This window comes from Acidobacteriota bacterium (genome assembly GCA_016715115.1).
GTDB lineage: Bacteria > Acidobacteriota > Blastocatellia > Pyrinomonadales > Pyrinomonadaceae > JAFDVJ01.
In genome coordinates this window covers 105,497-129,949 of sequence record JADKBM010000001.1, presented here as the reverse complement: position 1 = coordinate 129,949, position 24,453 = coordinate 105,497, and the positions used below count along the sequence as shown (strand labels likewise).

Genomic DNA, 24,453 nt, shown 5'->3' with positions numbered 1-24,453 from the left:
GTTATCCGTTTTCCGCTATTCCGAAGACAAAAGTTCCTTCAAAAGTTCCGCCGGCGCTTTCAGGATAAACAGCGTTTAACTAATAATTGTTGACAGGTTTAGCACTAAAATGTTATCTGTTTTAATAGCGCAGGCATCCCTTTTCGGAAACGCCTGCTTCGGGTCTCACGAAATGTAGAATGGCTGTCCGCGGTTCAAATATTGGGTTCGAGAAAGTTAGTAATTTTCCCGACACGCGCGGGCAGGCGATCCTAACGGCGATCATCGGCGAACATCTCATCACCGGTGAACCGGTCGGCTCAAAAGCAATCGCGGAAAAGTTTGTCAGCAGCTTCGGCTTGAGTTCGGCGACGATCCGCAATGTGATGGGCGATCTAGAAGAAAGCGGACTGGTCGAACAGCCGCATACTTCCGCCGGACGCGTTCCGACGGACAAGGGCTACCGCTTCTACGTTGACAACCTGCTCGGGATCTTGCGCCTCTCGGACGAGGACCTTCGCTTTATCGGCGAGGAATTCGGTTCCCTCGAAAGCGAATTCAAGGAAACTCCCGACCGCTTGATGGAACGCACCTCGCACCTTCTCTCGGCTCTTTCAAATAACATCGGCATTGTTGTGTCGCCGTCGCTCGCCCACGACCGTCTCCAGCACATCGAGTTTGTGAATCTTTCCGAAAGGCGCATTCTCGTCGTTCTGGTCTCGGCCCCGAACATCGTCCACAACAAGATAATCCGGCTTAGGGATTCGTTCCCGCAGGACGAACTTGATCGGACCGCGCGATACATCAACGCGGAGTTCGGAGGCAAGAGCCTTGCCGAGATACGGGTTGAGATTCTCAGGCTGATGCACGAAGAAAAGAGCCTTTTTGACAAACTGCTCCAGACGGCGATGATCCTCTGTTCCCAGAGCATCGAGAATGAGGACGAGAATCTCGGCGAGGTCTATGTTGACGGAACGTCGAACATTGTCGCCAAACGGGACTTCACCGATATGGAGCGACTGCGCGAACTCTTGCGGACGATCGAGGAAAAGTCGCGATTAATGCGCATTCTAAACCAGTGCGTGGATCGCGAATCGACGGCGAAAGGGAACGTTCAGGTGGTCATCGGCAGCGAGAACGCCTCGGCCACTCTCAGCGACTGCACTTTGATAACCGCACCGTACAAGATCGGACGCGGATCGGCGATCGGAACTCTAAGTGTGCTCGGACCGACGAGGATCGAGTACTCGCGGATCATCTCGATCGTCGGCTACGTCGCCCGAATTCTTGAAAAACATATGGCCAAGGATATTTCTGCCAGCTAGCAGTCGCCCGACGCCAATCCACTAAGTCACGAGTCAAATAATGGATTCAAATCAAGATTACGAAAATCAGGATGTTTCTGCCGTTGAAATCGACAACGACGGAGCAGTTTCGATCGAAGACTTCATTCGGCAGCTCGAAGCCCGAGAGAAGGATCTGCATATTTCACCGGATCTTGATATCGAGGTGGAGGGCGCTGATTTTGATGATACGAATCCGCCCGATTTTATCAGATCGGAATTCAACGTCGGGAAACATATCGAGATCGAACCCATCCGCGCGACGAACTTGGTGCCCAACAATAAGACGTTTTCGGATCTCGAGGACGAGGTCGAATTGCTGAGAACGAAGCTCGAGAAAGCCGAAAACGACCGGGCCGAAATGACCTCGACGATGCGCCGCCGGCAGTTTGATTTTGAGAATTATCGCAAGCGGACCGAACGCGAACGCGATGAAACGTTTCTCAATCAACTCAGCAACCTCGCCGGACAAATGCTGCCGGTGATCGATAATATGGACCGCGCGCTCGTTTTCGCCGAGAAGCACTCTGATGGAAAGTCCAGCGATTTTCACGAGTTTTTCCGCGGCATCGCGCTCGTCAGCCAACAACTGAACGAAGTGCTCGCCGAGATGGGCATTTTTCCGATCCTTGCAGTCGGCGAGCCGTTTGATCCGAACTTTCACGAAGCCGTCGCCGCCGAACCGAGATCGGACGTGCCGCAGAACACAGTCACTTCGGAACTCCTCCGCGGATACCGAATCGGCACCAAGGTGATCCGTGCTGCGATGGTTCGAGTCGCCGTTGCCCCGCGAACCGAAACTCCGGCCGAAATTCAGCAACCGTCGGGCGATCGCGAATAATCCACTCAGTTTCCACACGGAATTCACGCAAACAAAGAAAGGACTCAGGACGAATATGAGCAAAGTAATTGGCATTGACCTTGGAACAACAAACTGCTGCGTTTCCGTACTGGAAAACGGAAGCGTGCAGATCATTCCCAACAAGGAAGGCGGACGTACCACGCCGTCTGTCGTCGGCTTTACCGACAAAGGCGAACGGCTCGTCGGACAGATCGCCAAGCGACAGGCCGTAACGAACCCGACGAACACGCTGTCGGCGGTCAAGCGGCTCATCGGCCGCAAGTTTGACTCGGCCGAAGTGCAGAAAATGCGCGAAACCGTGCCGTTCGAGATCGTCGAGGCGCCAAATGGCGATGCATTTATCCGCGTGCTCGACCGCGACTATTCGCCACCGGAGATCTCCGCAATCGTCCTTCAGCGCCTGAAAATGGCGGCCGAAGAATTCCTCGGCGACAAGATCACCGAGGCCATCATTACGGTGCCCGCCTATTTTGATGATATGCAGCGACAGGCGACTCGTGACGCCGGCAAGATCGCGGGACTCGAGATCGAGCGCATCATCAACGAACCGACGGCCGCCGCGCTGGCCTACGGTTTCGGCAAGAAAAAGAATGAAAAAGTCGCCGTTTACGACCTCGGAGGCGGCACGTTCGACATCACGATCCTCGAGATCAACGACGGTGTTTTCGAGGTTCTTTCGACATCCGGCAACACCTTCTTAGGCGGCGAGGACTTTGATCAGCGAATCATCAATTGGCTCGTCGACACTTTCCGCGAAGAGAATCACATCAATCTGCGAGAAGACAGACTCGCGCTCCAGCGCCTCAAGGAAGCGGCCGAGCGCGCCAAGTGCGAACTCTCGAGCGTCCTTGAAACAACCGTCAATCTGCCCTTCATCGCGGCCGATGCGACCGGTCCGAAGCATATCAATAAGGTGCTGACGCGAGCGAAGTTTGAAGAGCTTGTTCAGGATCTCGTCGAATCATCGGTCGAGCCCTGTCAGAAGGCTCTCTGGGATGCGAAGCTCAAGCCCACGGACATCGATAAGGTAATTCTCGTCGGCGGGCAGACGCGCTCGCCGATCATTGGTGCGACCGTGACGGAGGTTTTTGGCAAGGAACCGTCGGCGGAGATCAATCCGGACGAAGTCGTCTCGATGGGCGCGGCGATCCAGGGCGGAGTTATGACCGGTGATGTCAAGGATATCGTCCTTCTCGACGTACTGCCGTTGTCGCTCGGTCTTGAAACGCGCGGCGGATTGTTCGTCAAGCTTATCTCGAAGAACTCGACGATCCCGCTCAAGAACACGATGACGTTCACGACGGTCGTCGACAATCAGCAGTCGGTGGAGATCCATATTCTGCAGGGTGAGCGCGAGATCTCCTCGGGCAACCGAAGTCTCGGCAAATTCGAGCTGGTGGGAATCCCGCCGTCGCCGCGTGGCGTTCCGCAGGTTGACGTTTCGTTCGAGATCGACGCCAACGGCATCGTCAACGTCTCGGCCAAAGACAAGATGACGGGACTCGAACAGGCGATGCAGATCACGCCCTCGTCCGGATTGTCGCCGGACGAGATCGACCGTTTGATTATGGAGGCGGAAACCTCGGTCGACCGCGACAAGGAAGCGAAGGGACTTATCATGCAGCGCAACAAACTCGATTCGCTCGTCAAGAACACCCGCAAGGCGATGACCGAATTCGGCAAAGGCCTGGAACTCGAACAGCAGAAATCGATCAACGCGATGCTGAACGAGGCCGAAGAGTTCGTTTCGTCCGACGATCGGGCACAGCTCGAAGCGGCGACCAAGAAGGCAGAAGAAGCCGCCAACGAGTTGACAACGGCCCTGATGGTAATGGCTTAGGCGTTCGGAGTTCCGCCTTCAGGCGGCGAGATTGCAATCCAATCGCATTCGGGGCACAATATTTTTCAGGAAATTTCTTTTGCCGAGGAGGTTCCTGAAATGGGAAATTATCGAAAAATCATAGCGGTCGCCGGTGTGGCGGTCGCTTTTTTGTTTGCGTTCTACAGCCTCGCGACCGCGCCCAGATTCGAAATTCCGGCGGCGGCGCAGGCGACGGTCACGCCCGAGAATGCGAATTCGGTCCGCAAAGAGTATCGCGAAGCGGTGCTGAAGAGGATGGAAATGGGCGACCGCGTCGCAGTTCCGGAAGATCGCATCGGCTATCTTGAAGGCGACGTCAAACTCGTCAACAAACAGGAATCCGTTAGCGAAAAGATGACCACGAAGTCGTTGGATCGAATGCCGAAGATTTCGGCCGGGGCAGAGATCGAACGGATTGCCGGACGCTTTCAGAATCCGGAATTCCGCGACGGACTCAAGGCGTTCGCCCGGAATGCTACCGACGACCGGAAGATCGCCTTTCTGAACGGCGGCAAGTTCTATCTTGATGATCTGAACGCGGGAGCGAAGGCAGTTCCGCGACCGACCGAAGATCCGGAAAAGAAGTGCCGCGAGTCGTGCGAGAGGATCTTCAACATCGTTTGCAAGGAAATCTGCGAATGGGACTGCCGCATCGTCAACGGCGAAAAGGTCTGTGAAAAGAGCTGCAAGACGATCTGTCCGGAGATAGAAAACATCGTCTGCAAGAAACTCTGCGACTGAGCGAGGGCTTGCGCAGCTACTTCGGAAGTGCAAACCGCGAAGTGCGGCGGCCTGTAACTGTGCCTGTCAGCCGGCGGGGCTTGTCAAGACGGTGCCGGATATCGCAAAAAATACTTTAAACGTCAGTTCATTAGCGTGGGCTGACATTTTCATTTTGGATGCGGGATTTTGGAATCTGGACCGATCGGTTTCTTCATTTTCGAAGCGTTCTGTCCGGTCACGCGAAACATCATCCGTATTGTTCAGCAATTCAGCGGCAAATTATGTCAAAACGAGATTATTACGAGATTCTGGGCGTTTCGAAGAACGCGTCCGAAACCGAGATCAAGACCGCTTACCGGCGGTTGGCGGTGCAGCATCATCCGGACAAGAATCCGGGCGATCACGCCGCCGAGGACAAGTTCAAGGAAGCGGCGGAAGCGTATTCCGTCCTGTCTGACGCCAACAAACGCGCGTCCTACGATCGTTTCGGCCACGCGGGGGCGAACGGGCAAGGTTTCGGGGGATTCGAAGGTCAGGGATTTTCGAACATCGAGGACATCTTCGATCTCTTCGGGTTCGGCGATATGTTCGGCGGCGGCCGCGGGCGCGGGTCGCGCACGTCTTCCCAGCGCGGCGCGGACCTGCGTTACGATCTCGAGATCGCGCTTGAGGATGCGGCGCACGGAAAAGAGGAAAAGCTCCATATTCCAAGGCTCGAAACGTGCGATGAATGCGACGGACGCGGCGCCGAGAAGGGAACCGACCCCGAAGCGTGCATCGCCTGCGCCGGCAGCGGCCAGACCCGATATCAGCAGGGTTTCTTCTCGGTGATGCGAACTTGTGCGAACTGCGGCGGCAAGGGCCAGATTATCAAATCACCGTGCAAGAAATGCCGTGGCGCGGGCCGGGTCGAAAAGGAAAGGACGCTGGAGATCAAGATTCCGGCGGGAGTCGAGACGGGCTCCAGGCTGCGCGTCGGCGGCGAGGGCGAAGCCGGCGTCAACGGCGGGCTTACAGGCGATCTGTACGTCGTGATCCACGTCAAGGAGCACGATCTTTTCGAGCGTCAGGGTGTGAATCTTTACGCTTCGGTCCCGATCTCCTTCACTCAGGCGGCGCTCGGCGCGGAGATCTCCGTCAAAACCCTTGACGGTGAAGAGATGCTGAAGGTCCCGGCCGGAACCCAAACCGGAACGGTCTTTCGCATCAAGAACCAGGGAATGCCCAACCTCGGCGGCCGCGGCAAAGGCGACCTCTTTGTCGCTGCGACGCTCGTGACGCCGAAAAACCTGACGAAGGATCAGCGCAAGATCCTCGAACAGCTCGCCGAGATCGAAGACACGGAATTCCACGACGAGAGCTTTATGGACAAGGTCCGGAACATTTTCGGGTAGCTTGGAGTTCCGCCATCAGGCGGCGAGAACTCTGCGGAGAAGACGGTTTCGCGTTTCTTGGCGTTTTTTCGCGGTCAGAATTTCTTTAGCGTAATCTGGGATAAACCCGGTTAGGGAATGGCAATCCAGCACTTTGCCGAGCAGCTGCCCGGTAACCGGCGCCGTTTCTGACAGAACACAGACAGCTCGGGTGCAAGAGGATGCTTCGAAACCAGCGTTTTGCTATCGATTGAAACAAACCCGCTCCACCCAGCCAATTTGTGTTCTGTAGGAAACGCGACTTGCTTCGTTCGCCTCGGTTTTTCAAAGCCGATACAAGATTCTTGGAACTTGGATTCCAGATTCCAAGATTCCAAGGAAGGTTCGAGATTCCAAGATTCCAGATCCGAATTCAAGATTCCAGAATTCCAAGGGTTCGAGACTGGAAATCCCGAATCGCGCTGCAATCGCGTCGAGTCGGTACCATCTGCGGTAGCGGATGGTTGAAGATAGATTGGTATCAATACCTCGGTCCGGGAGTGCCGCAACCAACCATCCGCTACCGCAGATGGTACCGACTCGTCCCGGCCCCGAATACAAAGAACCCGTGGGTTTTTCAAAGCTCCCGAATCTGGAATATCTGGAATCCCAAATTCGGAAACCCGAATTCCCAAATTCGATTTCCCAAATCCGCAATCGTCCTACTCTTCTTCGTCTTTTTTCGAGAACAGAATCTTGCCCTGACGGACCTCTTCGATGGCGATGGTCGTGTTCTTGCGACGCGATTTGTCGGGTTCGATGCGCGGGTCGGCGCCGCGGTTCAGTTGTTTCCAGCGCAGGAACGCGACGGTGATCTTGTGAAAGTTCGAGCCCGTGCGGATCAGATCCTCGGGCGCGATCAACGGTTCGGTAATAATGCTCATAATTTTTTTGCCGGATAAGTTTCCCATCCGGTTCCGGCGCATTGCAGGCACGGCGTGACGGTGTTCGCACGGCCGCGGCCTCCGCATTGTTGGCATTCGACCGGCGAAACGCCGGCGTTGACGGCGCCTTTGCCGCCGCAGACGATGCACGATGCCACATTGCCCGGCGCGACGTTCCATTTTCCGGAACCCTCGCACCAGGCGCATTTTGAAGGAATTGAAAGCGCTGTTGTCATAATTCGCAAATCAGGCTGCGGCGGCAGTATCGCCGGCGTCGCGGAAAAAAGTTCGTTTCGTGGCCGCGTATTCTTCGCAGCGCAGAATGGCGGCGGCGGCGACCGACTCGTCAATCGTAAAGAAGGCATCGCCGTTGGCGGACTTCGCGCGGACCCCGCCGGCCCGGACCTCCCAATTCGAAAGCCCTCGAAACGCGAGCAGGTTGAAAGTTTCCATCGCCTCGTAGCCGCTGATCGCCGTCAGCGATTCGAGCAGCCGTTCGGCGTGGTTTCGTTCACGGGTTGTTACCTCGACGGCCGTCCGGATCGCGCGCCGGACCTGTTCGGTCAGATCCCTCGCCAGCGGCGACGTGTGCCTCGCGGCGATCCTGCGATCCTCACGGAGTTTCCCGAGCTCGTCACGATAGACGTTGAGCAGAACAAGGTAATCTCGGCACAGGCCGATGATCTTCGCCGGATCGTCGGCGCGGCTCAGCGCGGTTTCGGCGTCGAGCAGTTTCTCGTTCACCAGAAGATTTACGAACAACATACGTCACCCCAGCTTCTGATCGATCGGCATCGCGCACGTGTTGACATTGTTCACTGCCACCAGCGCCTGAAATCTGACGAACAGTGCAGCGGAGATCAAACCCAGCAAAAACAGGATTATCATTTGGAATCTCCCTGCGAGGCCGCGGCCTGTTCGAGCGGTCCGTTGACAACTTCCGGGTCTTCCACCGTTTCGAAACTCCCGATCGCTTCCTGTTCGTCGTCAAAAACGTCGAAAACCGTGAGCAATTTCGTGATCACCATCAGTTCGCGGACCCGTTCCGTGAGTTTCAGGAGTTTCATATCGCCGCCGCTTTTCTGGAGCGTCGTATAGCCCGCGACCAACTCGCCCAGCCCGCTGGAGTCAATATGCGTGACGTCGGCAAGATTGATCAGAATGCGCTTTTCGCCTTTGTCGACCAGCGCGCGCAGCGCTTTGTGAAGGTGTATGTTTCCCGCGCCCAAGCGAATGTTTCCGCGCAGGTCAAGCACGGTCACGACGCCAGCCCGGCGTTCGGTAATCTCAAGATTGTTCATCGAATTCTCCGCTAATCAGCTGTGTCAGATCAGGTGGTCTGGCCGATTCCAGAGAAACTGAGAAAAGAGTAGCTAAATTCTTTACATTTCAAGCATACGCCCTATTGGTGGCGAAGTCGATGCGGATCGGGAATTCGGATTTGGGATTGCGAATCGGATGACGACTCAGAACCGCGACGGTGGCCGGTCGGGCAACCGTCGGGTTTTGCGATTCGTGATCAATGGTGGGCGCGCGGTCGGATCCCTAACCCAAGCGTTCCGTCTGATGGCGACGCCGCCCGGCAGGATCTCGCCGACCGGCTCTTCGGGGCCTTCGACGACTTCGACGTGAATTTGCATCGACCATTCGCGTTTTGTGGATTGCGCCCGGCCGACGCGCCCTCAAAGGAAGTCTTTCATTGCGGCAAAAACCAACCGGAATGCTCGGCAATTGCAGGATGCGCGATTCTGTGCGGGACGCTTTGCAGGCTTCCCTGCGTCGCTAGGGAAATGCGCGCAAATGTGGGATATTTACGGAACGCGATGGTCCGAATTCGGCTCCGGCTTGCGGATTTTGGTTCGGTCGATTTATGTTCGCTGAAGGCGATCAGGTCCAGTCGTTGAATCAGATAGAAGTATGAAAATTGTACAATTTGACAGGTCGTGCAAAGCTGTCCGGTGAATATGAACGAGATCGACATTTATTTGTCAAACGTTCGCCCCGAGCAGCGCGAGCAGCTTGAACGTTTGCGGGAAATCGCGAAACGAATTGCGCCGGAAGCTGAAGAATGTATCAGCTACGGCGTTCCGACGCTCAAATTTCACGGGATGCTATGCAGTTTTGCGGCGTTTAAGAACCACTGCAGTTTTTTTCCGGGCCGCGCGCCGATCGTCGCGTGCGCCGATGAATTGAAGGATTTCAAGACATCCGCGGGAACGGTTCAGTTCACGCTCGATCGCCCGTTGCCCGATGCCCTGATCGAGAAGATGCTCCGGCTATGCGTCGAGCGGAATGCGGCGAAACGGTAAGCAGTGAGCGGTAAGCCGTCAGCGGTAAGCAGTGAGCGGTAAGCCGTGAGCGGTAAGCAGTGAGCGGTGAGCAGTGAGCGGTGAGCCGTGAGCGGTAAGCAGTGAGCGGTGAGCAGTGAGCCGTAGGCAGTGAGCGGTAGGCAGTGAGCGGTAAGCGGTGAGCGGTAAGCAGTGAGCCGTAGGCAGTGAGCGGTGAGCGGTGAGCGGTAGGCAGGGAGCGGTGAGCGGTGAGCCGTAGGCAGTGAGCGGTAAGCAGTGAGCGGTGAGCCGTGAGCGGTAAACGGTGAAGATGTGGCCGGTGGTCAACGGTGCGGGGGCGGAGGCCAACAAATCCACAATGTTGGCCGCTTACTGCTCAACGACGTCCGACCACAAGGTTCACTACGTATTCTATGCACGAGTTATCGATCGCGATCAGCATTGTCGAAACCGTCGAAGAGAGTCTGCCGACTCCGGAATCGCGTGCGACCGTTATCAACCTGCGCATCGGAGCGATGGCTGGCGTTTTCAGGGACGCGCTGCTTTTCGGTTTCGAGATCGCCGCCGAGGGAACGCGTTCCGCCGGCGCGAGACTTGAGATCGAAGATCTGCCGGCGATCATCCGGTGTGACGATTGCGGTATCGATACGGTACTCGGCATCCCGCCCGTGTTTCGCTGCGGCGGATGCGGCGAATTGACCGGAAAGCTATTGCAGGGCAAGGAGTTGGAAGTTTTGTCGATCGAGGTTGAAGATGGAAAGTCCGAGAATTCTTGAGGTCAGGAAAGGCATCCTGAAGAAGAACGACCAACTGGCCGAAGGCCTTCGCGGCCGATTTCGCGACGCAGGTGTGTGCGTCATCGACCTCGTTTCGTCGCCGGGGGCCGGGAAGACCGCGTTTCTCGAAGAAACGCTGCGGCGATTGGCCGAGCTGGAATTCCGGGTCGCGGCCCTCGTCGGAGATCTCGCGACCGAGAACGACGCCAAACGCCTCGCACGCAGCGGAGTGCCCGTGCGGCAGATCGAAACACACGGGATCTGCCATCTCGAAGCCGAGATGATCGAACGCCATCTCGATGGATGGGACCTGGCGAAACTCGACTATCTCTTCATAGAGAACGTCGGAAACCTTGTATGCCCTTCGAGTTACGATCTCGGTGAAACGTCGCGCGCGGTACTCCACGCGGTTACGGAAGGCGAGGACAAACCGCTCAAGTATCCGACCATCTTCAATAGCTCGGACGTTGCGCTGATCACCAAGATCGATTTGGCGGAAGTATGCGAATTTGATCGCGATTCGTGTTACGAGAACATACGCTCGGTGCGGCCGGGCATCCCTATCATCGAAACTTCGGCCAAACGCGGAACGGGTTTTGCGGAATGGTTCGGATATCTCGAGCGGGTGAGCGGTGAGCGACCGGTTGTATGTTAGGGCGGGTTCGAGCTATGAGCTTCGAGCTATGAGCCGTGAGCTTTGGGCGGTTGGCGAGGTTATGGGCAAACGGTTCAGGATTGAGATCGGAGGCGTCGTGCAGGGCGTCGGATTTCGTCCATTTGTTTACGCCGCGGCGAAACGGTTTGGCGTCAGGGGCTTCGTCGGAAACGAAAGCAAAGGCGTGTTCATCGAAGCTGAAGGCGAGTCGGTGGCAGAGTTCGCCGATTATCTGCAAGCAAATCCGCCGCCGCTCGCGCACATCGCTTCGTTTTCGGTCACCGAGATCGCCTCGCTGGGCGATGCGGACTTCCGGATCATCGATAGCGAGTCACACGCCGGGGAATTTACATTGATCTCGCCTGACATCTCGGTGTGCGACGACTGCCTGCGCGAAATGTTTGATCCGTCCGACCGCCGCTACCTTTACCCTTTCATAAACTGCACCAACTGCGGCCCGCGATTTACGATCACGCGCACCGTTCCGTATGACCGCCCGAACACGACGATGGATCGTTTCGAAATGTGCGCCGCGTGCTCGGCTGAATATCACGATCCGCTCGATCGCCGATTTCACGCGCAACCAATTTCTTGTTGGCGATGCGGACCCGCGATTTCGGATTTTGGATTTTCGATTTCGGATTGTTCCGCTGCTTTGCGACCATCGCGCAATGAACAGCTCGAAAATCTAAAATCCAAAATCCAAAATCTAAAATCGGGCAAGCTTCTTGCCATAAAGGGCATCGGCGGTTTTCATCTCGCTTGCGATGCGCGGAACGCGCTGGCCGTCGACGAACTCCGACGACGCAAGGGCAGGATCGACAAGCCGTTTGCCGTAATGTGCCGCGACATCGAAACGGCGCGCCGGTTTGCCGAGATCGACGACCCCGAAAGGGAACTTTTGAAGTGCCGCGAACGGCCGATCGTGCTTCTCCGGAAAAGGCCGGGCACGCTTCCCGAATCAGTCGCGCCGAACAACCAATTCATCGGGATAATGCTGCCCTACGCGCCGCTTCATCATCTGTTGTTCGATGATGAACTGGACGTCCTCGTGATGACATCCGGAAATCGTTCGAATGAACCGATCGTAAAGGACAACGACGAGGCGCTCGAAACGCTCAAGAGCCTCGCCGACAGTTTTCTGCTTCACAACCGCGATATTTTTGTCCAATGCGACGACAGCGTGATGCGGATTTGGGAATTCGGATTTGGGATTGCGGATTATGTGGACGATCGAGGCGCGAACGAACAACAATCGCAAATCGCAAATCGAAAATCGCAAATCCTCCCGGTTCGCCGTTCTCGCGGCTATGCGCCGTTTCCGGTCGAATTGCCGTTCAGACTGCCCGAAATCCTTGCCGTGGGCGGGGAACTCAAGGCTGCGTTTTGTCTGACGAAAGAGAATTTCGCGTTTATGTCGCAGCATATCGGCGATATGGAAAATCTCGAGACGCTCCGGGCGTTCGAGAACGCCTTCGAGCAAATGAAGCGCCTTTTTCGGGTCGCACCGGTTGCCGTCGCCGGCGACCTTCACCCGAATTATCTTTCGAGCAATTGGGCGCGGCGGAATTCGTCGAACTTCATCGGCATACAACATCATCAGGCGCACGTCGCGGCGGCAATGGCCGAGAACGGAATCACGGACCAAGAGGTGATCGGATTCGCTTTCGACGGAACGGGTTACGGCACCGACGGCAAGATCTGGGGCGGCGAGGTCTTTGTCGGCGGCTACAAGCGGCTCGAACGGGCCGCGCACCTCAGGTACTTTCCGCTCGCCGGCGGCGATGTATCGGTGAGAAACGTCTATCGCCTCGCGCTCGGACTGCTTCGCGAGGCGGGGGTCGAATGGTCGGACGATCTGCCGACCACGGCTCATTGTTCGCCGACCGAACTTGGAGTCTTGAGGACGCAGTTCGAGCGGGAACTGAACACGGTCGACACCAGCAGCTTCGGACGTCTGTTCGACGCCGTCGCGTCGCTTGCGGGTGTCCGGCAGATCGCAACTTACGAGGCGCAGGCGGCGATTGAATTCGAAGCGGTTTTGGATGACAATGAGGCGGAATCTTACGAGTTTGAAATAAACGGCGATGAGTTCGACTATCGGGAGTTGATCAGGCAGGTGGTGGCGGACGTCCGAAACGGCATCGGCGCTTCGCGTATCTCGGCGAAATTCCACAATGCGGTCGCGCGGCTGATCGTCGAACTGAGTGTTAAACTACGGCGTGAAACGGGGATCGGCCGCGTCGCTTTGACCGGCGGATGTTTTCAGAATCTTGCGCTTCTAAGTAGATCGGTCGCGATGCTTGAACGAAACAGGTTCGAAGTCTTGATTCATCGAATTGTGCCGCCGAACGACGGCGGACTGGCATTGGGGCAAGCAGTGCTTGCAGGAATTCGGATTTCTGATTTGTGATTTCGGATTTGAGTGGCCGAAACACGTGGCTTTGAATCCCGGGGTATTAATTTCCGCCAATCGAAAATCGAAAATCGCCAATCGCAAATGAATTATGTGTTTAGCTGTACCGGGACAAATCAGGGAAGTTTACGAGGCGAACGGCGCGCGGATGGGGAAGATCGACTTCGACGGCATCACGAAAGAGATATGCCTCGAATACTTGCCCGACATCGCCGTCGGCGACTATGCGATCGTTCACGTCGGGTTCGCGATCCAGAAGCTCGACGAAGAATCGGCGCTTGAAACGCTGCGGATCTTTCGCGAGATGGGCGTTTTGGAGGAAGAACTCGGAGAGGAAACGCCGCCGGGAAAGTACTCGTTTGAAACGAACTGATTGGAGCGCAAGCGTCTCGCTTGCAAACGTCGCGTAGCGGCGTCGCGAACTCCGAAATCCAATCGCCGTTTTCGCACTTCGTGCTCATTGCAAGCGGGACGCTTGCGCTCCGGCCAAAATCGTATGAAGTACCAACAGGAATTCCGCGATCCAGAACTCGCCCGAAAGCTTTTTGACGAGATTCGCGCCGCCACCACGAAGCCCTGGGCGATAATGGAGGTCTGCGGCGGACAGACGCATTCGATCATCCGCAACGGAATTGACCAATTGCTCCCGAAAGAAATCGAACTTATTCACGGCCCGGGCTGTCCGGTATGCGTCACGCCGCTTGAACTGATCGACAAGGCGCTCGCGATCGCCGCCAAGCCGGGCGTGATCTTCTGCTCGTTCGGGGATATGCTGCGCGTTCCGGGCAGTGAAAAAGATCTTTTTCGTGTGAAGAGCGACGGTGGCGACGTGCGCACGGTCTATTCGCCGCTCGACGCGATCAAGCTCGCGCAGGAGAACCCGGATCGCGAGGTCGTCTTTTTCGGTGTCGGTTTTGAGACGACCGCGCCGCCGAACGCGATGGCGGTTTTTCAGGCCAAACGCCTGGGGTTGAAGAACTTCTCGATGCTCGTCTCACACGTTCTCGTGCCGCCGGCGATCGCCGCGATAATGGAATCGCCGACGAACCGCGTTCAGGGGTTTCTCGCCGCGGGCCACGTCTGTTCGGTGATGGGCTTCTCGCAATATCCGCCGCTCGCCGAGAAATACAAGGTTCCGATCGTCGTCACGGGATTTGAACCGCTCGATGTGCTGGAAGGCATCCGGCGGGTCGTTTTGCAGCTTGAATCGGGTCGTCACGAGGTCGAAAACGCGTACGAGCGGATCGTTACCTACGAAGGCAACAAGGCGGCGCAGGCGATGCTCGCCGATGTCTTTGTCGAAAGCGACCGGGCCTGGCGCGGAATCGGTGTGATCCCAAAAAGCGGCTGGTCGCTGGCGGAGAAATACCGCGATTTCGACGCCGAGCTCAGATTTGACGTGACGGGGATCAAAACGGTCGAATCGCCGCTCTGCCGCGCCGGTGAGGTGCTTCAAGGGACGATCAAACCGCACGAATGCCCGGCGTTCGGCAAGGAATGCACGCCGCGCAAACCCCTCGGCGCTACGATGGTCTCAAGCGAAGGCGCCTGCGCGGCCTACTACAATTACGGGCGCTTTGCGGCGGGCGGAAAATGATTCGGCGCGAGTTTTTTTTTAGAGGTGTCGCGCAAAACCCTATGAAGGCAAATCTGCAGGTACTATGGGCGCTGGTCTTGATTTCGGCACTGATCTCATGCCGGACAGGTTCTGATGGCGCCAGGACGACAAACAATGGGAATCAAGGACAAGAAGTCCCGGCTGCAAAAGCGACTGGCGATTCAAGGCAAACTCCGACGAAGACCGTTTCAGCGCCGAGCGAAATGAAGAGGGAAGTTGATACGGTGACCTTCAAGGGGCGGCTCCGGAGCAACGAAGCGGAGTCGACGATTCTCTATTACGGTGTGGAGTCCGGAGATCTTGCGGGCTTCTGTTTCGAGAATGATTCCGACATCGGCCGAACTGTCTTGGCGAAGTGCAAAGCGGGCGACTTATGCGAATTCACCGGTGAGGTCGACTGGAGTCAGCAATGCCCGTTTGGCGATGGAATGTTCTCGGCTGAGGCGCGTGTTACGAAGCTTAAGTCGGTGCGCAAGGTGGCGAAATAACTCTATTTGAATGAGCGAACTGGACCTCAACTCAAGGATACGTTCGCGGCCGCTGCGGGATCGTGCGAAGGCTGAGCTCGGGCACCGCGTTGGAGGGGAAATGAGTCGCGGAATTTTGTTTTTCGATCTTGACGGGACTTTGATTGACTCCCGCGACGATCTTGCGGACTCGGTAAATCTTGCACTCGCGGAAATGGAATTGAAGTTGATTCCGACGGATTCGGTTTACGGGTTCATCGGCGAAGGTGTTTTCAACCTCCTGTCACGTTCTTTACGCGCGAGCCTCGGGCAGGATGCCGATAACGGACTTGTTGAAAAAGCGATCGAGATCTTTCGCGTCCACTACGGTCGTAACTGTCTGGTCAAAACGCGGCTTTACGATGGTGTCGCGGAGATTCTCGGTGAGTTGGACGGCTACCGAAAGGCCGTGATCACGAATAAGCCTCGTGACTTCAGCGTCCGGATCCTGGAAGCGTTCGGGATCTCAGGCCACTTTGAGGCCGTGGCGGGCGGCGATACTTTTCCGAAACGGAAGCCCGATCCGATGCCGCTCCTTGAAACGGCCCGATCGCTCGGGATCAAGATCACCGATTGCGTTATGATCGGCGACAGCCGTATCGATATCGAGGCCGGACAAAACGCCGGCGTCCGCACGATCGGCTGTACTTACGGCTTTCGCGGACAGGATGAACTTATCGCGGCCGGTGCGGACGAACTGATCGAGGCATTTGCGGATCTAGAGAAGAAACTTGTATGGCAATGAACGCAAAACGGCAAAATCCGAAATCACAAATCGGAATTCCCAAATCCAGATGAGTGAACTTGACTTCAACACCTGGACCTGCCCGTTGCCTTTGCGGGACTATCCGAAGATCGTGCTCGGACACGGCGGCGGCGGTAAACTGTCGAACGAACTCGTCGAGAACCTGTTTCTGCCCGTCTTCTCGAACGAAAGCCTCGATAAACTCTCCGATTCCGCGCAGCTGGACGTTTTTGAACTGCTCAAGGGCGGTGCGCGTCTCGCGTATTCGACCGATTCGTTCGTCGTCCAACCGCTTTTTTTTCGCGGCGGGAACATCGGGCATCTCGCCGTCTGCGGGACCGTCAACGATGTCGCGATGAGCGGCGCGAAACCTATGTTTCTGAGCGCCGGTTTCATCATCGAGGAAGGTTTGGAGGTCGAATCGCTCGGGCGGATCGTCAATTCGATGGGAGAGGCGGCGAAGCGCTCCGCCGTTCAAATCGTCACCGGCGATACGAAAGTCGTCGATAAGGGGAAAGGCGACGGACTTTTTATCAACACGAGCGGTATCGGGATCATTCCGCCGGGCGTGAACATCGCGCCGAACCTCGCGCGTCCGGGCGACGCCTTGATCCTTTCGGGCGAGATCGGGCTTCACGGCATCGCGATCATGTCCGAGCGCGAGGGACTCGAATTTGAAGCGCCGGTCTTATCCGACTGCGCGAACCTCAACTTTCTTGTGGATGAAATGCTTGAAGTGACGAAAAATATCCGGGTCCTCCGCGATCCGACGCGCGGCGGGATCGCGTCGGCGCTCAACGAGATCGCCAAAGCATCACGTGTCGGGATTCGCATTTACGACGACAAAATTCCGGTTCCGCCGGTCGTCCGCGGCGCGTGCGAGATGCTCGGTCTCGACCCGTATTATGTTGCGAACGAAGGGAAATTGCTCGCCATCGTCCCGCGCGAATCGGCGGATCAAGTCGTTGAGAGAATGCGGCTTAACGAATTTGGAAGGGACTCGGTCGTGATCGGGGAAGTGGTCGACGATCACGCGGGAATGGTCGTTGCCCGGACGGTCTTCGGATCGACGCGAGTCGTCGATATGCAGCTCGGCGAACAGCTTCCGAGGATTTGCTGAACTTGCGATTTGCGATCAGCGATTGGTCAGTTCCGAGTTTGCGATCCGGAGGCGAGTCAGTACCGCCTGCGTCAGCGGGCGGGCAACCGCGGAGATTTGCGTTTGTCACCTGCGATATGTGATCGGGGGGCGAGTCACTACCGCTTGGGAGATCGTGCGCGCAACCATGGACCTCCTTCCGCGAGCGCCTCGAAGGCCTGATCGGTAAACTTAAAATGGAGATCTTCCGGATCGTCGTTGGCGCCGAGTTTTTTGTAAAACCCGATCGCCGGTTCGTTCCAGTTCAGCACGTGAAAATCGATTCTCTCGTATCCGCGTTCGCGGCCGAGGCGCGCGATCTCGCGGAGGATTCTTTCTCCAAGCCGTTGGCCGCGGTACGCTTCGCGAATGTAGACGTCCTCGAGATAAAAGCCCCGCTGACCGCGAAATGTCGCGAAGTTCGGATAAAAGACGGCGTATGCCGCGGGCGTGTCGCCGTCAAAGGCGACGAGCGCTTCGGCGATCTTCGTCTCGCCGAAAAGCGCGATGCGAAGCCGGTCTTCCGTGATCTCAAAAAACTGCTCGAGTTTCTCGAAGATCGCGAACTCGCGCATCATCCCGACGATCGCCGGGACGTGGTCTTCATTTGCCGCGATTATCTTCATCAATTTCTTTTGCAGCGCAACTGAGAGCGGGCCGTCGCCGAATTCAGCGACCGCAGCATTTGCATTTTTTGCCCGCGAGATCGATCTTGGCGAATTCGACTTCGTTTTCGGCGCGGATCGGCTCGCGTTCATTCGAATCGAAATACTCGTTTATCGCCTCGACCAGCCGCAGTTTCTCTTTGCCCGTCAGGTTCAGAAACCCGTGAAATACGATCGTCACGTCTTCGGTATTCATAACTTTCAAGATTTCGGGATTCCAGAGATTCCAGGATTCCAGGATTCCAGGATCTAAGAATTCCAGGATTCCAAGGATTTCAAGATTCCAGGGATTCCAGGATTCCAGGATTCCAGGATTCGAGGATTCCAGACCGGGAATCCCGAATCGCGTTTCAATCGCGTCGAGTCGGTACCATCTGCGGTAGCGGATGGTTGGATGCGGCACTCCCGGACCGAAGTATTGATACCAACCGATCTTCAACCATCCGCTACCGCAGATGGTACCGACTCGTCCCGACCCCGAAATACAAAGAACCCGTGGGTTTTTCAAAGCTCCCGATTCCAGGATTCCAGGATTCCAGGATTCCAGGATTCCAGGATTCCAGGATTCCAGGATTCCAGGATTCCAGGATTCCAGGATTCCAGGATTCCAGAGATTCCAGGATTCCAGAGATTCCAGGATTCCAGGATTCCAGGATTCCAGAGATTCCAGAGATTCCAGAGATTCCAGAGATTCCAGGATTCCAGAGAATCCAGGATTCCAAACGTTCGAGGGATTCCTTGATCAAATGCAACCCAATCCAAAATCTAAAATCCAAAATCCAAAATCCAAAATCCAAAAATATCTGGAATCTGGAATCTGGAATCTGAAACATCCAAAATCCAAAATCTAGAGTCGTTTCGGGCAGATCTCGCTGAGCACGCATTCGTCGCACTTCGGGCCGCGGGCCTTGCAGACCTGGCGGCCGTGGGTGATCAGCCAGTGCGGGAACATAACCCAGTGTTTTTTCGGCACGATCCCGGCGAGTTCCTTTTCGATCTTCTCCGGCGTCGTTTCGTCGGTCAGACCCAACCGTTGCGAGAGCCGCGCGACGTGCGTGTCGACGACCACTCCCGATGCGATGCCGAAAGCGTTGCCGAGGACGACGTTCGCGGTTTTGCGGGCGACGCCGTTCAAAGTCAGCAGTTCGTCCATCGTTTTCGGGACCTCGGCGCCGAAATCGTCGACCAGTTTTTGCGCCGCGCCGCGGATGGCCTTTGCCTTGTTGTTGAAAAAGTTCACCGACTTGATGTCTTCGGCAAGATCTTCCTGCGAAACCCCGGCGTAGTCTCGCGCCGTCCTGTATTTTCGGAAAAGCTCGGCCGTCACGATGTTGACCCGGTCGTCGGTGCACTGGGCCGAAAGAATCGTCGCGACGAGCAGTTCGAGCGCATTCGAATGATTGAGCGCGCAGTGCGCGTCCGGATAGGCTTTCTTGAGCCGTTTGACGATCTCGGCCGTGAGCGCGGTCTTATCAGGAATCATTGTCGTTAAGGCTAAAAAAGAATCAACCAAAATGCAAATCGGACGCCGTTTCGGTAAAATCCAGACATAGCAATGAAAGTACCTTTACTTGACCTGTCCGAACAGAATCGCGCACTGCGGCCCGAGATCGAGGCCGCGCTCGGACGCGTTCTCGACACGAATGGTTTCATCCTCGGCGCCGAGGTCGCGGCGCTCGAAAAGGAACTCGCGGCCTATTGCGGCACGAAACACGCGATCGCCTGTGCCTCGGGGACGGACGCGCTTCTTCTCGCGCTGATGGCCTTCGACATCGGCCCGGGCGACGAGGTCATCACCACGGCGTACAGTTTCTTTGCGACCGTGTCGGCGGTCACCCGGCTCGGCGCGACTCCGGTCTTTGTCGATATCGATCCCGAAACGTACAATCTCGACGTTTCGCAGGTCGAAGCGAAGATCAACGAACGGACGAAGGCGATCCAGCCGGTCCATCTGTACGGGCAATGCGCCGAAATGACGGAACTGCGCAAGATCGCGGCGCGCCACGGTGTCCCGCTCGTCGAAGATGCGGCGCAGGCCATCGGCGCTGAAGAGAACGGAGTCCGGGCCGGCGCGATGAGCGAGATCGGCTGCTTCAGCTTCTATCCGTCGAAGAATCTTGGCGGAATGGGCGATGGCGGTTTTATGACGACCGACGACGACGAACTGGCGCACAAACTGAATGCGCTTCGCGTTCACGGGTCTTTCGAGCGCTACTATCACAAATGGGTCGGACTAAACTCGCGTCTTGACGGTTTTCAGGGCGCGGTGCTGCGTGTGAAACTGCCGCATCTCGACGAATGGTCGCAACGCCGCAAAGCGAACGCCGACCGCTATCGCGAGCTGTTCGCGAATACCGGGCTTGGCGACCGTGTCATTTTGCCGTTCGAACGCGAGAATGTTCGACACATATATAATCAGTTCGTGATCCGTGTTCCCGAAAAACGTGACGAACTGCGCGCGTTTCTGACGGAAAGCGGAGTCGGCACCGACATCTATTATCCGGTATCGCTTCATCTGCAGGAATGTTTCGCGTATCTCGGCGGCAGGCAGGGCGATCTTCCGGAAAGCGAGCGGGCGTCCCGCGAAACGCTTGCGATCCCGATCTTTCCGGAATTGCGGCCCGAGCAACTGGAATACGTCGTCGCAAAGATCGCAGAGTTTTTCGCTTGATTAAAAAGAGCAAATCGCATAATTTTCATACATCGTGTCTTTACCTTTCAAAGTCGTTGAAACCAAAAGTCTTAAAGGACGCGGGCTGATGGCCGCGATAATCGCGGTCGCCCTCCTTTTCGGCTGGTTCTCCATTCGCTGGCAGATCGGGAATATGCTCGGGTCGCTGACGCAGCCGAACGCGCCGAATGCGGCCGCGATCGCGGATTTCGCATACGGTTTGAGTCCCAATGATCCGATGACGAATTGGCTGCGGGCGAGCATTTTCAAGGAGGACTTCACAAACGACGGAGCGGCGCTCTCGGTCGCGAGTTTTGAAGATATGGTGCGCAACGCGCCGCACGATCATCGTGCGTGGGTTGAATTGGCACGCGGCCTCGAACAGGCGGAGCAGTTCGAGCGTTCCGAAAAGGCCTTCAGGCGCGCCGTCGAACTTGCCCCGAATTACAGTTATTCGCACTGGCACTTGGCAAATTTCTATCTTCGTCGGGGTCGTGAAACCGAAGCAATAAACGAGTTTCGCGTCGCTGCTGAAACAAGCAGCGAGTATCGTGAGCAGGTTCTGTCGATCGCCTGGGAGTATTTCGACAAGGATCCGAAGAGGCTTGAAGAGCTTACGGGTTCGAAGCCCGAGGTTCGCGCCGGATTGGCTAAATTCTATGCCGCGAAGGAACTCGCGCCGGAATCGCTGCGGGTTTGGAATTCACTGACGCCCGAGGAAAAGCAGGCTCACCAGGACATTGCGCGGATCGTCACGCAGGCCCTTTACGAAAAGCGTTATTTTCGTTCGGCGGCGTCTTTCGTCCATCAATTGGCGATCGAACCGCAGGCGAAGATCGGCGAGGTCCAGAACGGCGGCTTCGAGTCGCCGATCCTCGAAGAGGCGCAAAAGGTCTATTTCAACTGGAAGATCGTAAAACTGGACAAGGTCGAAGCGAAGCCCGATCAGTTCAAGAAGCGTGAGGGCGGACGCAGTTTGCGGATCAGCTTCAACGGATTCACAGGCATCGAGATCAAGAACGTCTGGCAGGTCGTCGCCGTCGAATCGTCAAAGCGCTACCGGTTGAGATTCTGGGTTCGAACCGAAAATCTGAAGAGCGCCGGAACTCCGCTGATCGAGGTCGTCAACGCAAACGACGACAAGATCATTGCGACGAGCGCGGCTTTTCCGACCGAAACGAACGAATGGAGCGAGATCAAGCTCGAATTTTCGACTCCGGCGAATGCCGAGGGAATCCTGCTCCGGTTCGACCGCGCCTATTGCGGCGACGCGTGCCCGATCGTCGGAACGGTCTGGATCGACGACGTCAAACTCGAGAGCTGATCGGAGCGCGAGCGTAGCGCTTGCCAACGTCGCGAAACGGTGTCAAGGCGATCGCCGGGGAATCGACTTGTTCGGAGATGGTGGCGAACTGCGGGCGGACACCGCAAGCCGTTGATTTGGTTGCAGTTAATCAGGATGAAAATCGAAACCACGACAATTAGCCGGCTGTTGTTCTTTCTGCTTTGCGCGTTGCTCGTCTTCACGACACTCGCGTACGGCGCGGTGCATCAGCCGATCATCGCGATCGCGTATCTGATCGTCGCGATCGCGGTGATCCTGTGGGCCGTCGATTCGCTTCGAACAGGAGTTTTCAAGTTCAGCCGGACGGCGCTACAGGTCCCGATCCTTTTGACGGTCGTCTACGCGCTGATACAGATCGTGCCATTCGGGTCGATCGCCGAGATCGGCGGACTTTCGGGAATCAGGCGGACGATCTCGCTTGAACCGTTCTGGACGCAGATGTTCGCACTGCATCTCCTGGCGCTGTTCCTTTATTTCGCGATGCTTGTGGGCGTGCTCGACAGCGCCGCCAGAATCCGCCGCCTGACGACGCTGATCACCGTTTTCGGGTTTCTTTTCGCGTTCTTCGCGATCATTCAATATGTTCTGAGCCCGACGAAGATCTACGGGATATACGAGGCGCAGCACGCCGCTCAGCCATTTGGATCGTTCGTCAACCGGCACAATTTCGCGGCGTTTATGGAGATGGCGATGGCCGTTCCGCTCGGGATGTTTTTCGCCGGCGCGGTGCCGCGCGACAAGCGTCTGATCACGCTGACCGCAATCGGCTTGATGGGAGTTTCCCTGATAATGAGCGGTTCGCGCGGCGGTCTTGTGGCCTTGCTGGCGGCGATCGTTTTCCTTGTTCTGCTGACGAGCAAGGCGAAGAGCGGCAATCAAGTCGCGGTCAAGGCAGCGCTTGCGGTGATCTTGCTGCTCGTCGTCGTTTTCGGATCGATCTTCATCGGCGGCGAATCATCCCTGACGCGCCTCGCCGAAACCGCGCGTTCCGACGACTTTTCGGCCAATCGCCTTCAGATCTGGAGCGTCACGCTGCAAGTCATCCGGAACAACCTTCCTTTCGGTGCGGGCATCGGCGCGTTCGCGGCGGCCTACACGCCGTACGACACGATGAACGGGCTCGGGCGCGTCGAGCAGGCGCATAACGATTATCTGCAGATACTGGCCGACGCCGGACTTGTCGGTTTGGTCCTCGCCGGATATTTCATCTTCAAGCTGTTTCGGACCGGACTTCGGAGCGCGAAATCGGAAAACATATACCGGCGCGGAGTCGCTCTCGGCGCGCTTGCCGGCTGTTTTGCGATCCTCGTCCACAGTATTTTCGACTTCGTCCTGCACACCACAGCGATCACGTTGATGTTTTTGACGTTGGTTGGACTGATTGTCGCTTGCGGTTTTGATTATGCCGACGACGACGGAGTTTTCGAAAGAAAACGTCGGAAGGCCAACGTCACGCCGATCGAAGCCAAGAAAAGAAAGGAAATCTCCGATTAACCCAAATTACGTAATATAAAATTTCTTTCCCGCGAAACACACCAAAAACGCGAAAAACGGCATTTTTGGTGTTGTTTGTCGCGGGAAATTGCTTTTGATGAGTAATCTGGGATTAAAGAAGTCGGGGCCCAAATGCTCCGTTTGCGATTGCCGGAAATTGCGGGCAATCAAGATTCGACCGTCTCCCGAATCTCCTCCCGCTTGCGGCGCGGGCTGAGCAGTCCAAGGACGTACCAAATGACGCCGTGCGAGACGTAAACGCCGCTGAGGATGAGCAGCGCGTATTGGGAATAGAACCAGATCAGCATCGCGACCGCCGCCACGAGAAGGACGATATAGATGTTCGTCCGGCCCGTCGCCACCGTCTTGAAACTCGTATAGCGGATAGTGCTCACCATCAGCAATCCGAGGACGCCGAGCAGCGTCAGGATCATAATGCCGTAGAAATGCGCGTAGTCGCCGACGTAGGAATTCAAAGGCTGCGGGGCGAAATGGATGATCGACGCCATCAGGCCGGCGGCGGGCGGAATCGGGAGTCCGACGAAATTCTTTTTATCGACGTTGGTCGCGCCTTCGATCAGCACGTGCGGACGCGTCGCCTGCAGATTGAAACGCGCCAGCCGGAATGCCCCGCACATCAGATACATAAACAGCAGGAACACGCCGAGATTATGCATCGCCGTTTTTTCGGGGAAAACCGGCGCGATGCCCCAAGCGTAAACAAGCGCGATCGGCGCGATGCCGAAGGTCACGACGTCGGCGAGCGAGTCAAGCTGAACACCGATCTCGGTCGCGGTCCGCGTCATTCGAGCGACGCGTCCGTCGAGTGTGTCGAAAAGAATCGCCAATCCAATCGCCAGCGCGGCATAGTTGAAATATGATGCCGCGTTCACCGGATCCGAGGTCACCGTCTGAAAGCCGCGCACCGAATAGAGCACGGCGAGGAAACCCATCCCGACATTCGCTGCCGTAAACGCGGTCGGAATTAGATAGAGTCCTTTCTTCAGTCCCTTATGCGGGGGCAGATTGTCTTCGGTTTCCATACTTTCGATTTGCGAATTTCGATTTCCGA

General features: G+C 56.5%; 28 protein-coding genes. 18 read left to right on the top strand and 10 right to left on the bottom strand.

The genetic code is table 11. The annotated features are described in order from the left end of the window. The first annotated feature begins 179 nt into the window (after positions 1 to 179). The 5 genes from hrcA to dnaJ all read left to right on the top strand — a co-directional run bounded on the left by hrcA (position 180) and on the right by dnaJ (position 6,162). The gene (hrcA, locus tag IPN69_00635; GenBank protein ID MBK8809226.1) at positions 180 to 1,304 is read left to right on the top strand and encodes a heat-inducible transcription repressor HrcA; all 1,125 of its coding nucleotides are present in this window, start codon (positions 180 to 182) and stop codon (positions 1,302 to 1,304) included. Between the two features lie 40 nt (positions 1,305 to 1,344). Continuing rightward, complete coding sequence (locus IPN69_00630; GenBank protein ID MBK8809225.1) at positions 1,345 to 2,163, top strand: nucleotide exchange factor GrpE; 819 nt, start codon at positions 1,345 to 1,347, stop codon at positions 2,161 to 2,163. Between the two features lie 55 nt (positions 2,164 to 2,218). After that, on the top strand, positions 2,219 to 4,024 hold the full coding sequence (gene dnaK, locus IPN69_00625; protein MBK8809224.1) for a molecular chaperone DnaK: 1,806 nt from the start codon (positions 2,219 to 2,221) through the stop codon (positions 4,022 to 4,024). Positions 4,025 to 4,123: 99 nt separating this feature from the next. Next, on the top strand, positions 4,124 to 4,786 hold the full coding sequence (locus IPN69_00620) for a hypothetical protein (protein MBK8809223.1): 663 nt from the start codon (positions 4,124 to 4,126) through the stop codon (positions 4,784 to 4,786). A 263-nt stretch (positions 4,787 to 5,049) separates the two neighbouring features. Further along, a complete protein-coding gene (dnaJ, locus tag IPN69_00615) occupies positions 5,050 to 6,162 on the top strand; it encodes a molecular chaperone DnaJ (GenBank protein MBK8809222.1) in 1,113 nt (370 codons plus the stop codon). 680 nt (positions 6,163 to 6,842) lie between these two features. Here the strand turns inward: dnaJ and rpoZ are convergent. The 6 genes from rpoZ to IPN69_00585 all read right to left on the bottom strand — a co-directional run bounded on the left by rpoZ (position 6,843) and on the right by IPN69_00585 (position 9,045). Further along, positions 6,843 to 7,064, bottom strand: a complete 222-nt coding sequence (gene rpoZ / locus IPN69_00610) for a DNA-directed RNA polymerase subunit omega (protein MBK8809221.1) — start codon at positions 7,062 to 7,064, stop codon at positions 6,843 to 6,845. Then, a complete protein-coding gene (locus IPN69_00605; GenBank protein ID MBK8809220.1) occupies positions 7,061 to 7,300 on the bottom strand; it encodes a hypothetical protein in 240 nt (79 codons plus the stop codon). Before IPN69_00605 ends, rpoZ begins: the two co-directional genes overlap by 4 nt. A 10-nt stretch (positions 7,301 to 7,310) precedes the next feature. Further along, positions 7,311 to 7,829, bottom strand: coding sequence for a hypothetical protein (locus IPN69_00600; protein MBK8809219.1), 519 nt, complete (start codon positions 7,827 to 7,829; stop codon positions 7,311 to 7,313). 119 nt (positions 7,830 to 7,948) lie between these two features. Further along, positions 7,949 to 8,365, bottom strand: a complete 417-nt coding sequence (locus IPN69_00595; GenBank protein MBK8809218.1) for an STAS domain-containing protein — start codon at positions 8,363 to 8,365, stop codon at positions 7,949 to 7,951. Between the two features lie 165 nt (positions 8,366 to 8,530). Beyond that, positions 8,531 to 8,704 (bottom strand): hypothetical protein, encoded by a 174-nt coding sequence (locus IPN69_00590; GenBank protein MBK8809217.1) that lies wholly within the window; start codon positions 8,702 to 8,704, stop codon positions 8,531 to 8,533. A gap of 56 nt (positions 8,705 to 8,760) precedes the next feature. Then, positions 8,761 to 9,045 (bottom strand): hypothetical protein, encoded by a 285-nt coding sequence (locus IPN69_00585; protein ID MBK8809216.1) that lies wholly within the window; start codon positions 9,043 to 9,045, stop codon positions 8,761 to 8,763. Between IPN69_00585 and IPN69_00580 the strand changes: the two genes are divergently transcribed. From IPN69_00580 to hypE, 9 genes are all read left to right on the top strand, one after another. Then, complete coding sequence (locus tag IPN69_00580) at positions 9,029 to 9,373, top strand: DUF1801 domain-containing protein (protein MBK8809215.1); 345 nt, start codon at positions 9,029 to 9,031, stop codon at positions 9,371 to 9,373. The two genes, IPN69_00585 and IPN69_00580, sit on opposite strands and share 17 nt — an antisense overlap. Before the next feature lie 392 nt (positions 9,374 to 9,765). Then, the gene (locus IPN69_00575; GenBank protein ID MBK8809214.1) at positions 9,766 to 10,128 is read left to right on the top strand and encodes a hydrogenase maturation nickel metallochaperone HypA; all 363 of its coding nucleotides are present in this window, start codon (positions 9,766 to 9,768) and stop codon (positions 10,126 to 10,128) included. Further along, on the top strand, positions 10,106 to 10,783 hold the full coding sequence (hypB, locus tag IPN69_00570; GenBank protein MBK8809213.1) for a hydrogenase nickel incorporation protein HypB: 678 nt from the start codon (positions 10,106 to 10,108) through the stop codon (positions 10,781 to 10,783). Before IPN69_00575 ends, hypB begins: the two co-directional genes overlap by 23 nt. Before the next feature lie 61 nt (positions 10,784 to 10,844). Further along, complete coding sequence (gene hypF, locus IPN69_00565) at positions 10,845 to 13,196, top strand: carbamoyltransferase HypF (protein MBK8809212.1); 2,352 nt, start codon at positions 10,845 to 10,847, stop codon at positions 13,194 to 13,196. Between the two features lie 94 nt (positions 13,197 to 13,290). After that, entirely contained in the window at positions 13,291 to 13,572 is a 282-nt protein-coding gene (locus tag IPN69_00560; GenBank protein ID MBK8809211.1) for a HypC/HybG/HupF family hydrogenase formation chaperone, read from the top strand. A 123-nt stretch (positions 13,573 to 13,695) separates the two neighbouring features. Beyond that, a complete protein-coding gene (gene hypD, locus IPN69_00555) occupies positions 13,696 to 14,796 on the top strand; it encodes a hydrogenase formation protein HypD (GenBank protein MBK8809210.1) in 1,101 nt (366 codons plus the stop codon). A gap of 224 nt (positions 14,797 to 15,020) precedes the next feature. Continuing rightward, positions 15,021 to 15,305, top strand: coding sequence for a hypothetical protein (locus tag IPN69_00550; protein ID MBK8809209.1), 285 nt, complete (start codon positions 15,021 to 15,023; stop codon positions 15,303 to 15,305). A gap of 10 nt (positions 15,306 to 15,315) precedes the next feature. Then, the gene (gene gph / locus IPN69_00545; protein MBK8809208.1) at positions 15,316 to 16,068 is read left to right on the top strand and encodes a phosphoglycolate phosphatase; all 753 of its coding nucleotides are present in this window, start codon (positions 15,316 to 15,318) and stop codon (positions 16,066 to 16,068) included. Between the two features lie 49 nt (positions 16,069 to 16,117). Further along, positions 16,118 to 17,188, top strand: a complete 1,071-nt coding sequence (gene hypE, locus IPN69_00540; protein MBK8809207.1) for a hydrogenase expression/formation protein HypE — start codon at positions 16,118 to 16,120, stop codon at positions 17,186 to 17,188. 137 nt (positions 17,189 to 17,325) lie between these two features. Here the strand turns inward: hypE and IPN69_00535 are convergent, their stop codons facing one another. Together IPN69_00535 and IPN69_00530 are read right to left on the bottom strand one after the other, a co-directional pair. Then, positions 17,326 to 17,832, bottom strand: a complete 507-nt coding sequence (locus tag IPN69_00535; GenBank protein ID MBK8809206.1) for a GNAT family N-acetyltransferase — start codon at positions 17,830 to 17,832, stop codon at positions 17,326 to 17,328. A gap of 43 nt (positions 17,833 to 17,875) precedes the next feature. Continuing rightward, a complete protein-coding gene (locus tag IPN69_00530) occupies positions 17,876 to 18,310 on the bottom strand; it encodes a hypothetical protein (protein ID MBK8809205.1) in 435 nt (144 codons plus the stop codon). A gap of 16 nt (positions 18,311 to 18,326) precedes the next feature. Here IPN69_00530 and IPN69_00525 point away from each other — a divergent pair, with 16 nt between their 5' ends. Continuing rightward, positions 18,327 to 18,722: a hypothetical protein gene (locus IPN69_00525; GenBank protein MBK8809204.1), complete on the top strand. Its 396-nt coding sequence runs from the start codon at positions 18,327 to 18,329 to the stop codon at positions 18,720 to 18,722. Here the strand turns inward: IPN69_00525 and nth are convergent. Then, a complete protein-coding gene (gene nth, locus IPN69_00520; protein MBK8809203.1) occupies positions 18,719 to 19,354 on the bottom strand; it encodes an endonuclease III in 636 nt (211 codons plus the stop codon). The genes IPN69_00525 and nth overlap by 4 nt on opposite strands. 72 nt (positions 19,355 to 19,426) lie before the next feature. Here nth and IPN69_00515 point away from each other — a divergent pair, with 72 nt between their 5' ends. The 3 genes from IPN69_00515 to IPN69_00505 all read left to right on the top strand — a co-directional run bounded on the left by IPN69_00515 (position 19,427) and on the right by IPN69_00505 (position 23,381). Further along, on the top strand, positions 19,427 to 20,542 hold the full coding sequence (locus IPN69_00515) for a DegT/DnrJ/EryC1/StrS family aminotransferase (protein MBK8809202.1): 1,116 nt from the start codon (positions 19,427 to 19,429) through the stop codon (positions 20,540 to 20,542). 88 nt (positions 20,543 to 20,630) lie between these two features. Further along, a complete protein-coding gene (locus tag IPN69_00510; GenBank protein MBK8809201.1) occupies positions 20,631 to 21,866 on the top strand; it encodes a carbohydrate binding domain-containing protein in 1,236 nt (411 codons plus the stop codon). A gap of 135 nt (positions 21,867 to 22,001) precedes the next feature. Further along, positions 22,002 to 23,381, top strand: a complete 1,380-nt coding sequence (locus IPN69_00505) for an O-antigen ligase family protein (protein ID MBK8809200.1) — start codon at positions 22,002 to 22,004, stop codon at positions 23,379 to 23,381. A gap of 167 nt (positions 23,382 to 23,548) precedes the next feature. Here IPN69_00505 and IPN69_00500 read toward each other — a convergent pair whose 3' ends face one another. Continuing rightward, a complete protein-coding gene (locus tag IPN69_00500; protein MBK8809199.1) occupies positions 23,549 to 24,424 on the bottom strand; it encodes a CDP-alcohol phosphatidyltransferase family protein in 876 nt (291 codons plus the stop codon). Positions 24,425 to 24,453: the final 29 nt, after the last annotated feature.

What these genes read in the sequence shown, in the direction of transcription:
- IPN69_00630 (MBK8809225.1), top strand. Translation starts at nt 1,345, where the DNA reads ATGGATTCAAATCAAGATTACGAAAATCAGGATGTTTCTGCCGTTGAA.
- IPN69_00585 (MBK8809216.1), bottom strand. Translation starts at nt 9,045, where the DNA reads ATGTCGATCTCGTTCATATTCACCGGACAGCTTTGCACGACCTGTCAA.
- dnaK (MBK8809224.1), top strand. Translation starts at nt 2,219, where the DNA reads ATGAGCAAAGTAATTGGCATTGACCTTGGAACAACAAACTGCTGCGTT.
- IPN69_00560 (MBK8809211.1), top strand. Translation starts at nt 13,291, where the DNA reads ATGTGTTTAGCTGTACCGGGACAAATCAGGGAAGTTTACGAGGCGAAC.
- hypB (MBK8809213.1), top strand. Translation starts at nt 10,106, where the DNA reads ATGGAAAGTCCGAGAATTCTTGAGGTCAGGAAAGGCATCCTGAAGAAG.
- gph (MBK8809208.1), top strand. Translation starts at nt 15,316, where the DNA reads ATGAGCGAACTGGACCTCAACTCAAGGATACGTTCGCGGCCGCTGCGG.
- IPN69_00580 (MBK8809215.1), top strand. Translation starts at nt 9,029, where the DNA reads ATGAACGAGATCGACATTTATTTGTCAAACGTTCGCCCCGAGCAGCGC.
- IPN69_00525 (MBK8809204.1), top strand. Translation starts at nt 18,327, where the DNA reads ATGGTACCGACTCGTCCCGACCCCGAAATACAAAGAACCCGTGGGTTT.
- IPN69_00500 (MBK8809199.1), bottom strand. Translation starts at nt 24,424, where the DNA reads ATGGAAACCGAAGACAATCTGCCCCCGCATAAGGGACTGAAGAAAGGA.
- hypE (MBK8809207.1), top strand. Translation starts at nt 16,118, where the DNA reads ATGAGTGAACTTGACTTCAACACCTGGACCTGCCCGTTGCCTTTGCGG.
- dnaJ (MBK8809222.1), top strand. Translation starts at nt 5,050, where the DNA reads ATGTCAAAACGAGATTATTACGAGATTCTGGGCGTTTCGAAGAACGCG.
- IPN69_00595 (MBK8809218.1), bottom strand. Translation starts at nt 8,365, where the DNA reads ATGAACAATCTTGAGATTACCGAACGCCGGGCTGGCGTCGTGACCGTG.
- IPN69_00535 (MBK8809206.1), bottom strand. Translation starts at nt 17,832, where the DNA reads ATGAAGATAATCGCGGCAAATGAAGACCACGTCCCGGCGATCGTCGGG.
- IPN69_00515 (MBK8809202.1), top strand. Translation starts at nt 19,427, where the DNA reads ATGAAAGTACCTTTACTTGACCTGTCCGAACAGAATCGCGCACTGCGG.
- hypD (MBK8809210.1), top strand. Translation starts at nt 13,696, where the DNA reads ATGAAGTACCAACAGGAATTCCGCGATCCAGAACTCGCCCGAAAGCTT.
- IPN69_00620 (MBK8809223.1), top strand. Translation starts at nt 4,124, where the DNA reads ATGGGAAATTATCGAAAAATCATAGCGGTCGCCGGTGTGGCGGTCGCT.
- IPN69_00510 (MBK8809201.1), top strand. Translation starts at nt 20,631, where the DNA reads ATGGCCGCGATAATCGCGGTCGCCCTCCTTTTCGGCTGGTTCTCCATT.
- nth (MBK8809203.1), bottom strand. Translation starts at nt 19,354, where the DNA reads ATGATTCCTGATAAGACCGCGCTCACGGCCGAGATCGTCAAACGGCTC.
- hrcA (MBK8809226.1), top strand. Translation starts at nt 180, where the DNA reads ATGGCTGTCCGCGGTTCAAATATTGGGTTCGAGAAAGTTAGTAATTTT.
- IPN69_00575 (MBK8809214.1), top strand. Translation starts at nt 9,766, where the DNA reads ATGCACGAGTTATCGATCGCGATCAGCATTGTCGAAACCGTCGAAGAG.
- hypF (MBK8809212.1), top strand. Translation starts at nt 10,845, where the DNA reads ATGGGCAAACGGTTCAGGATTGAGATCGGAGGCGTCGTGCAGGGCGTC.
- IPN69_00605 (MBK8809220.1), bottom strand. Translation starts at nt 7,300, where the DNA reads ATGACAACAGCGCTTTCAATTCCTTCAAAATGCGCCTGGTGCGAGGGT.
- IPN69_00590 (MBK8809217.1), bottom strand. Translation starts at nt 8,704, where the DNA reads ATGCAAATTCACGTCGAAGTCGTCGAAGGCCCCGAAGAGCCGGTCGGC.
- IPN69_00600 (MBK8809219.1), bottom strand. Translation starts at nt 7,829, where the DNA reads ATGTTGTTCGTAAATCTTCTGGTGAACGAGAAACTGCTCGACGCCGAA.
- IPN69_00550 (MBK8809209.1), top strand. Translation starts at nt 15,021, where the DNA reads ATGAAGAGGGAAGTTGATACGGTGACCTTCAAGGGGCGGCTCCGGAGC.
- rpoZ (MBK8809221.1), bottom strand. Translation starts at nt 7,064, where the DNA reads ATGAGCATTATTACCGAACCGTTGATCGCGCCCGAGGATCTGATCCGC.
- IPN69_00505 (MBK8809200.1), top strand. Translation starts at nt 22,002, where the DNA reads ATGAAAATCGAAACCACGACAATTAGCCGGCTGTTGTTCTTTCTGCTT.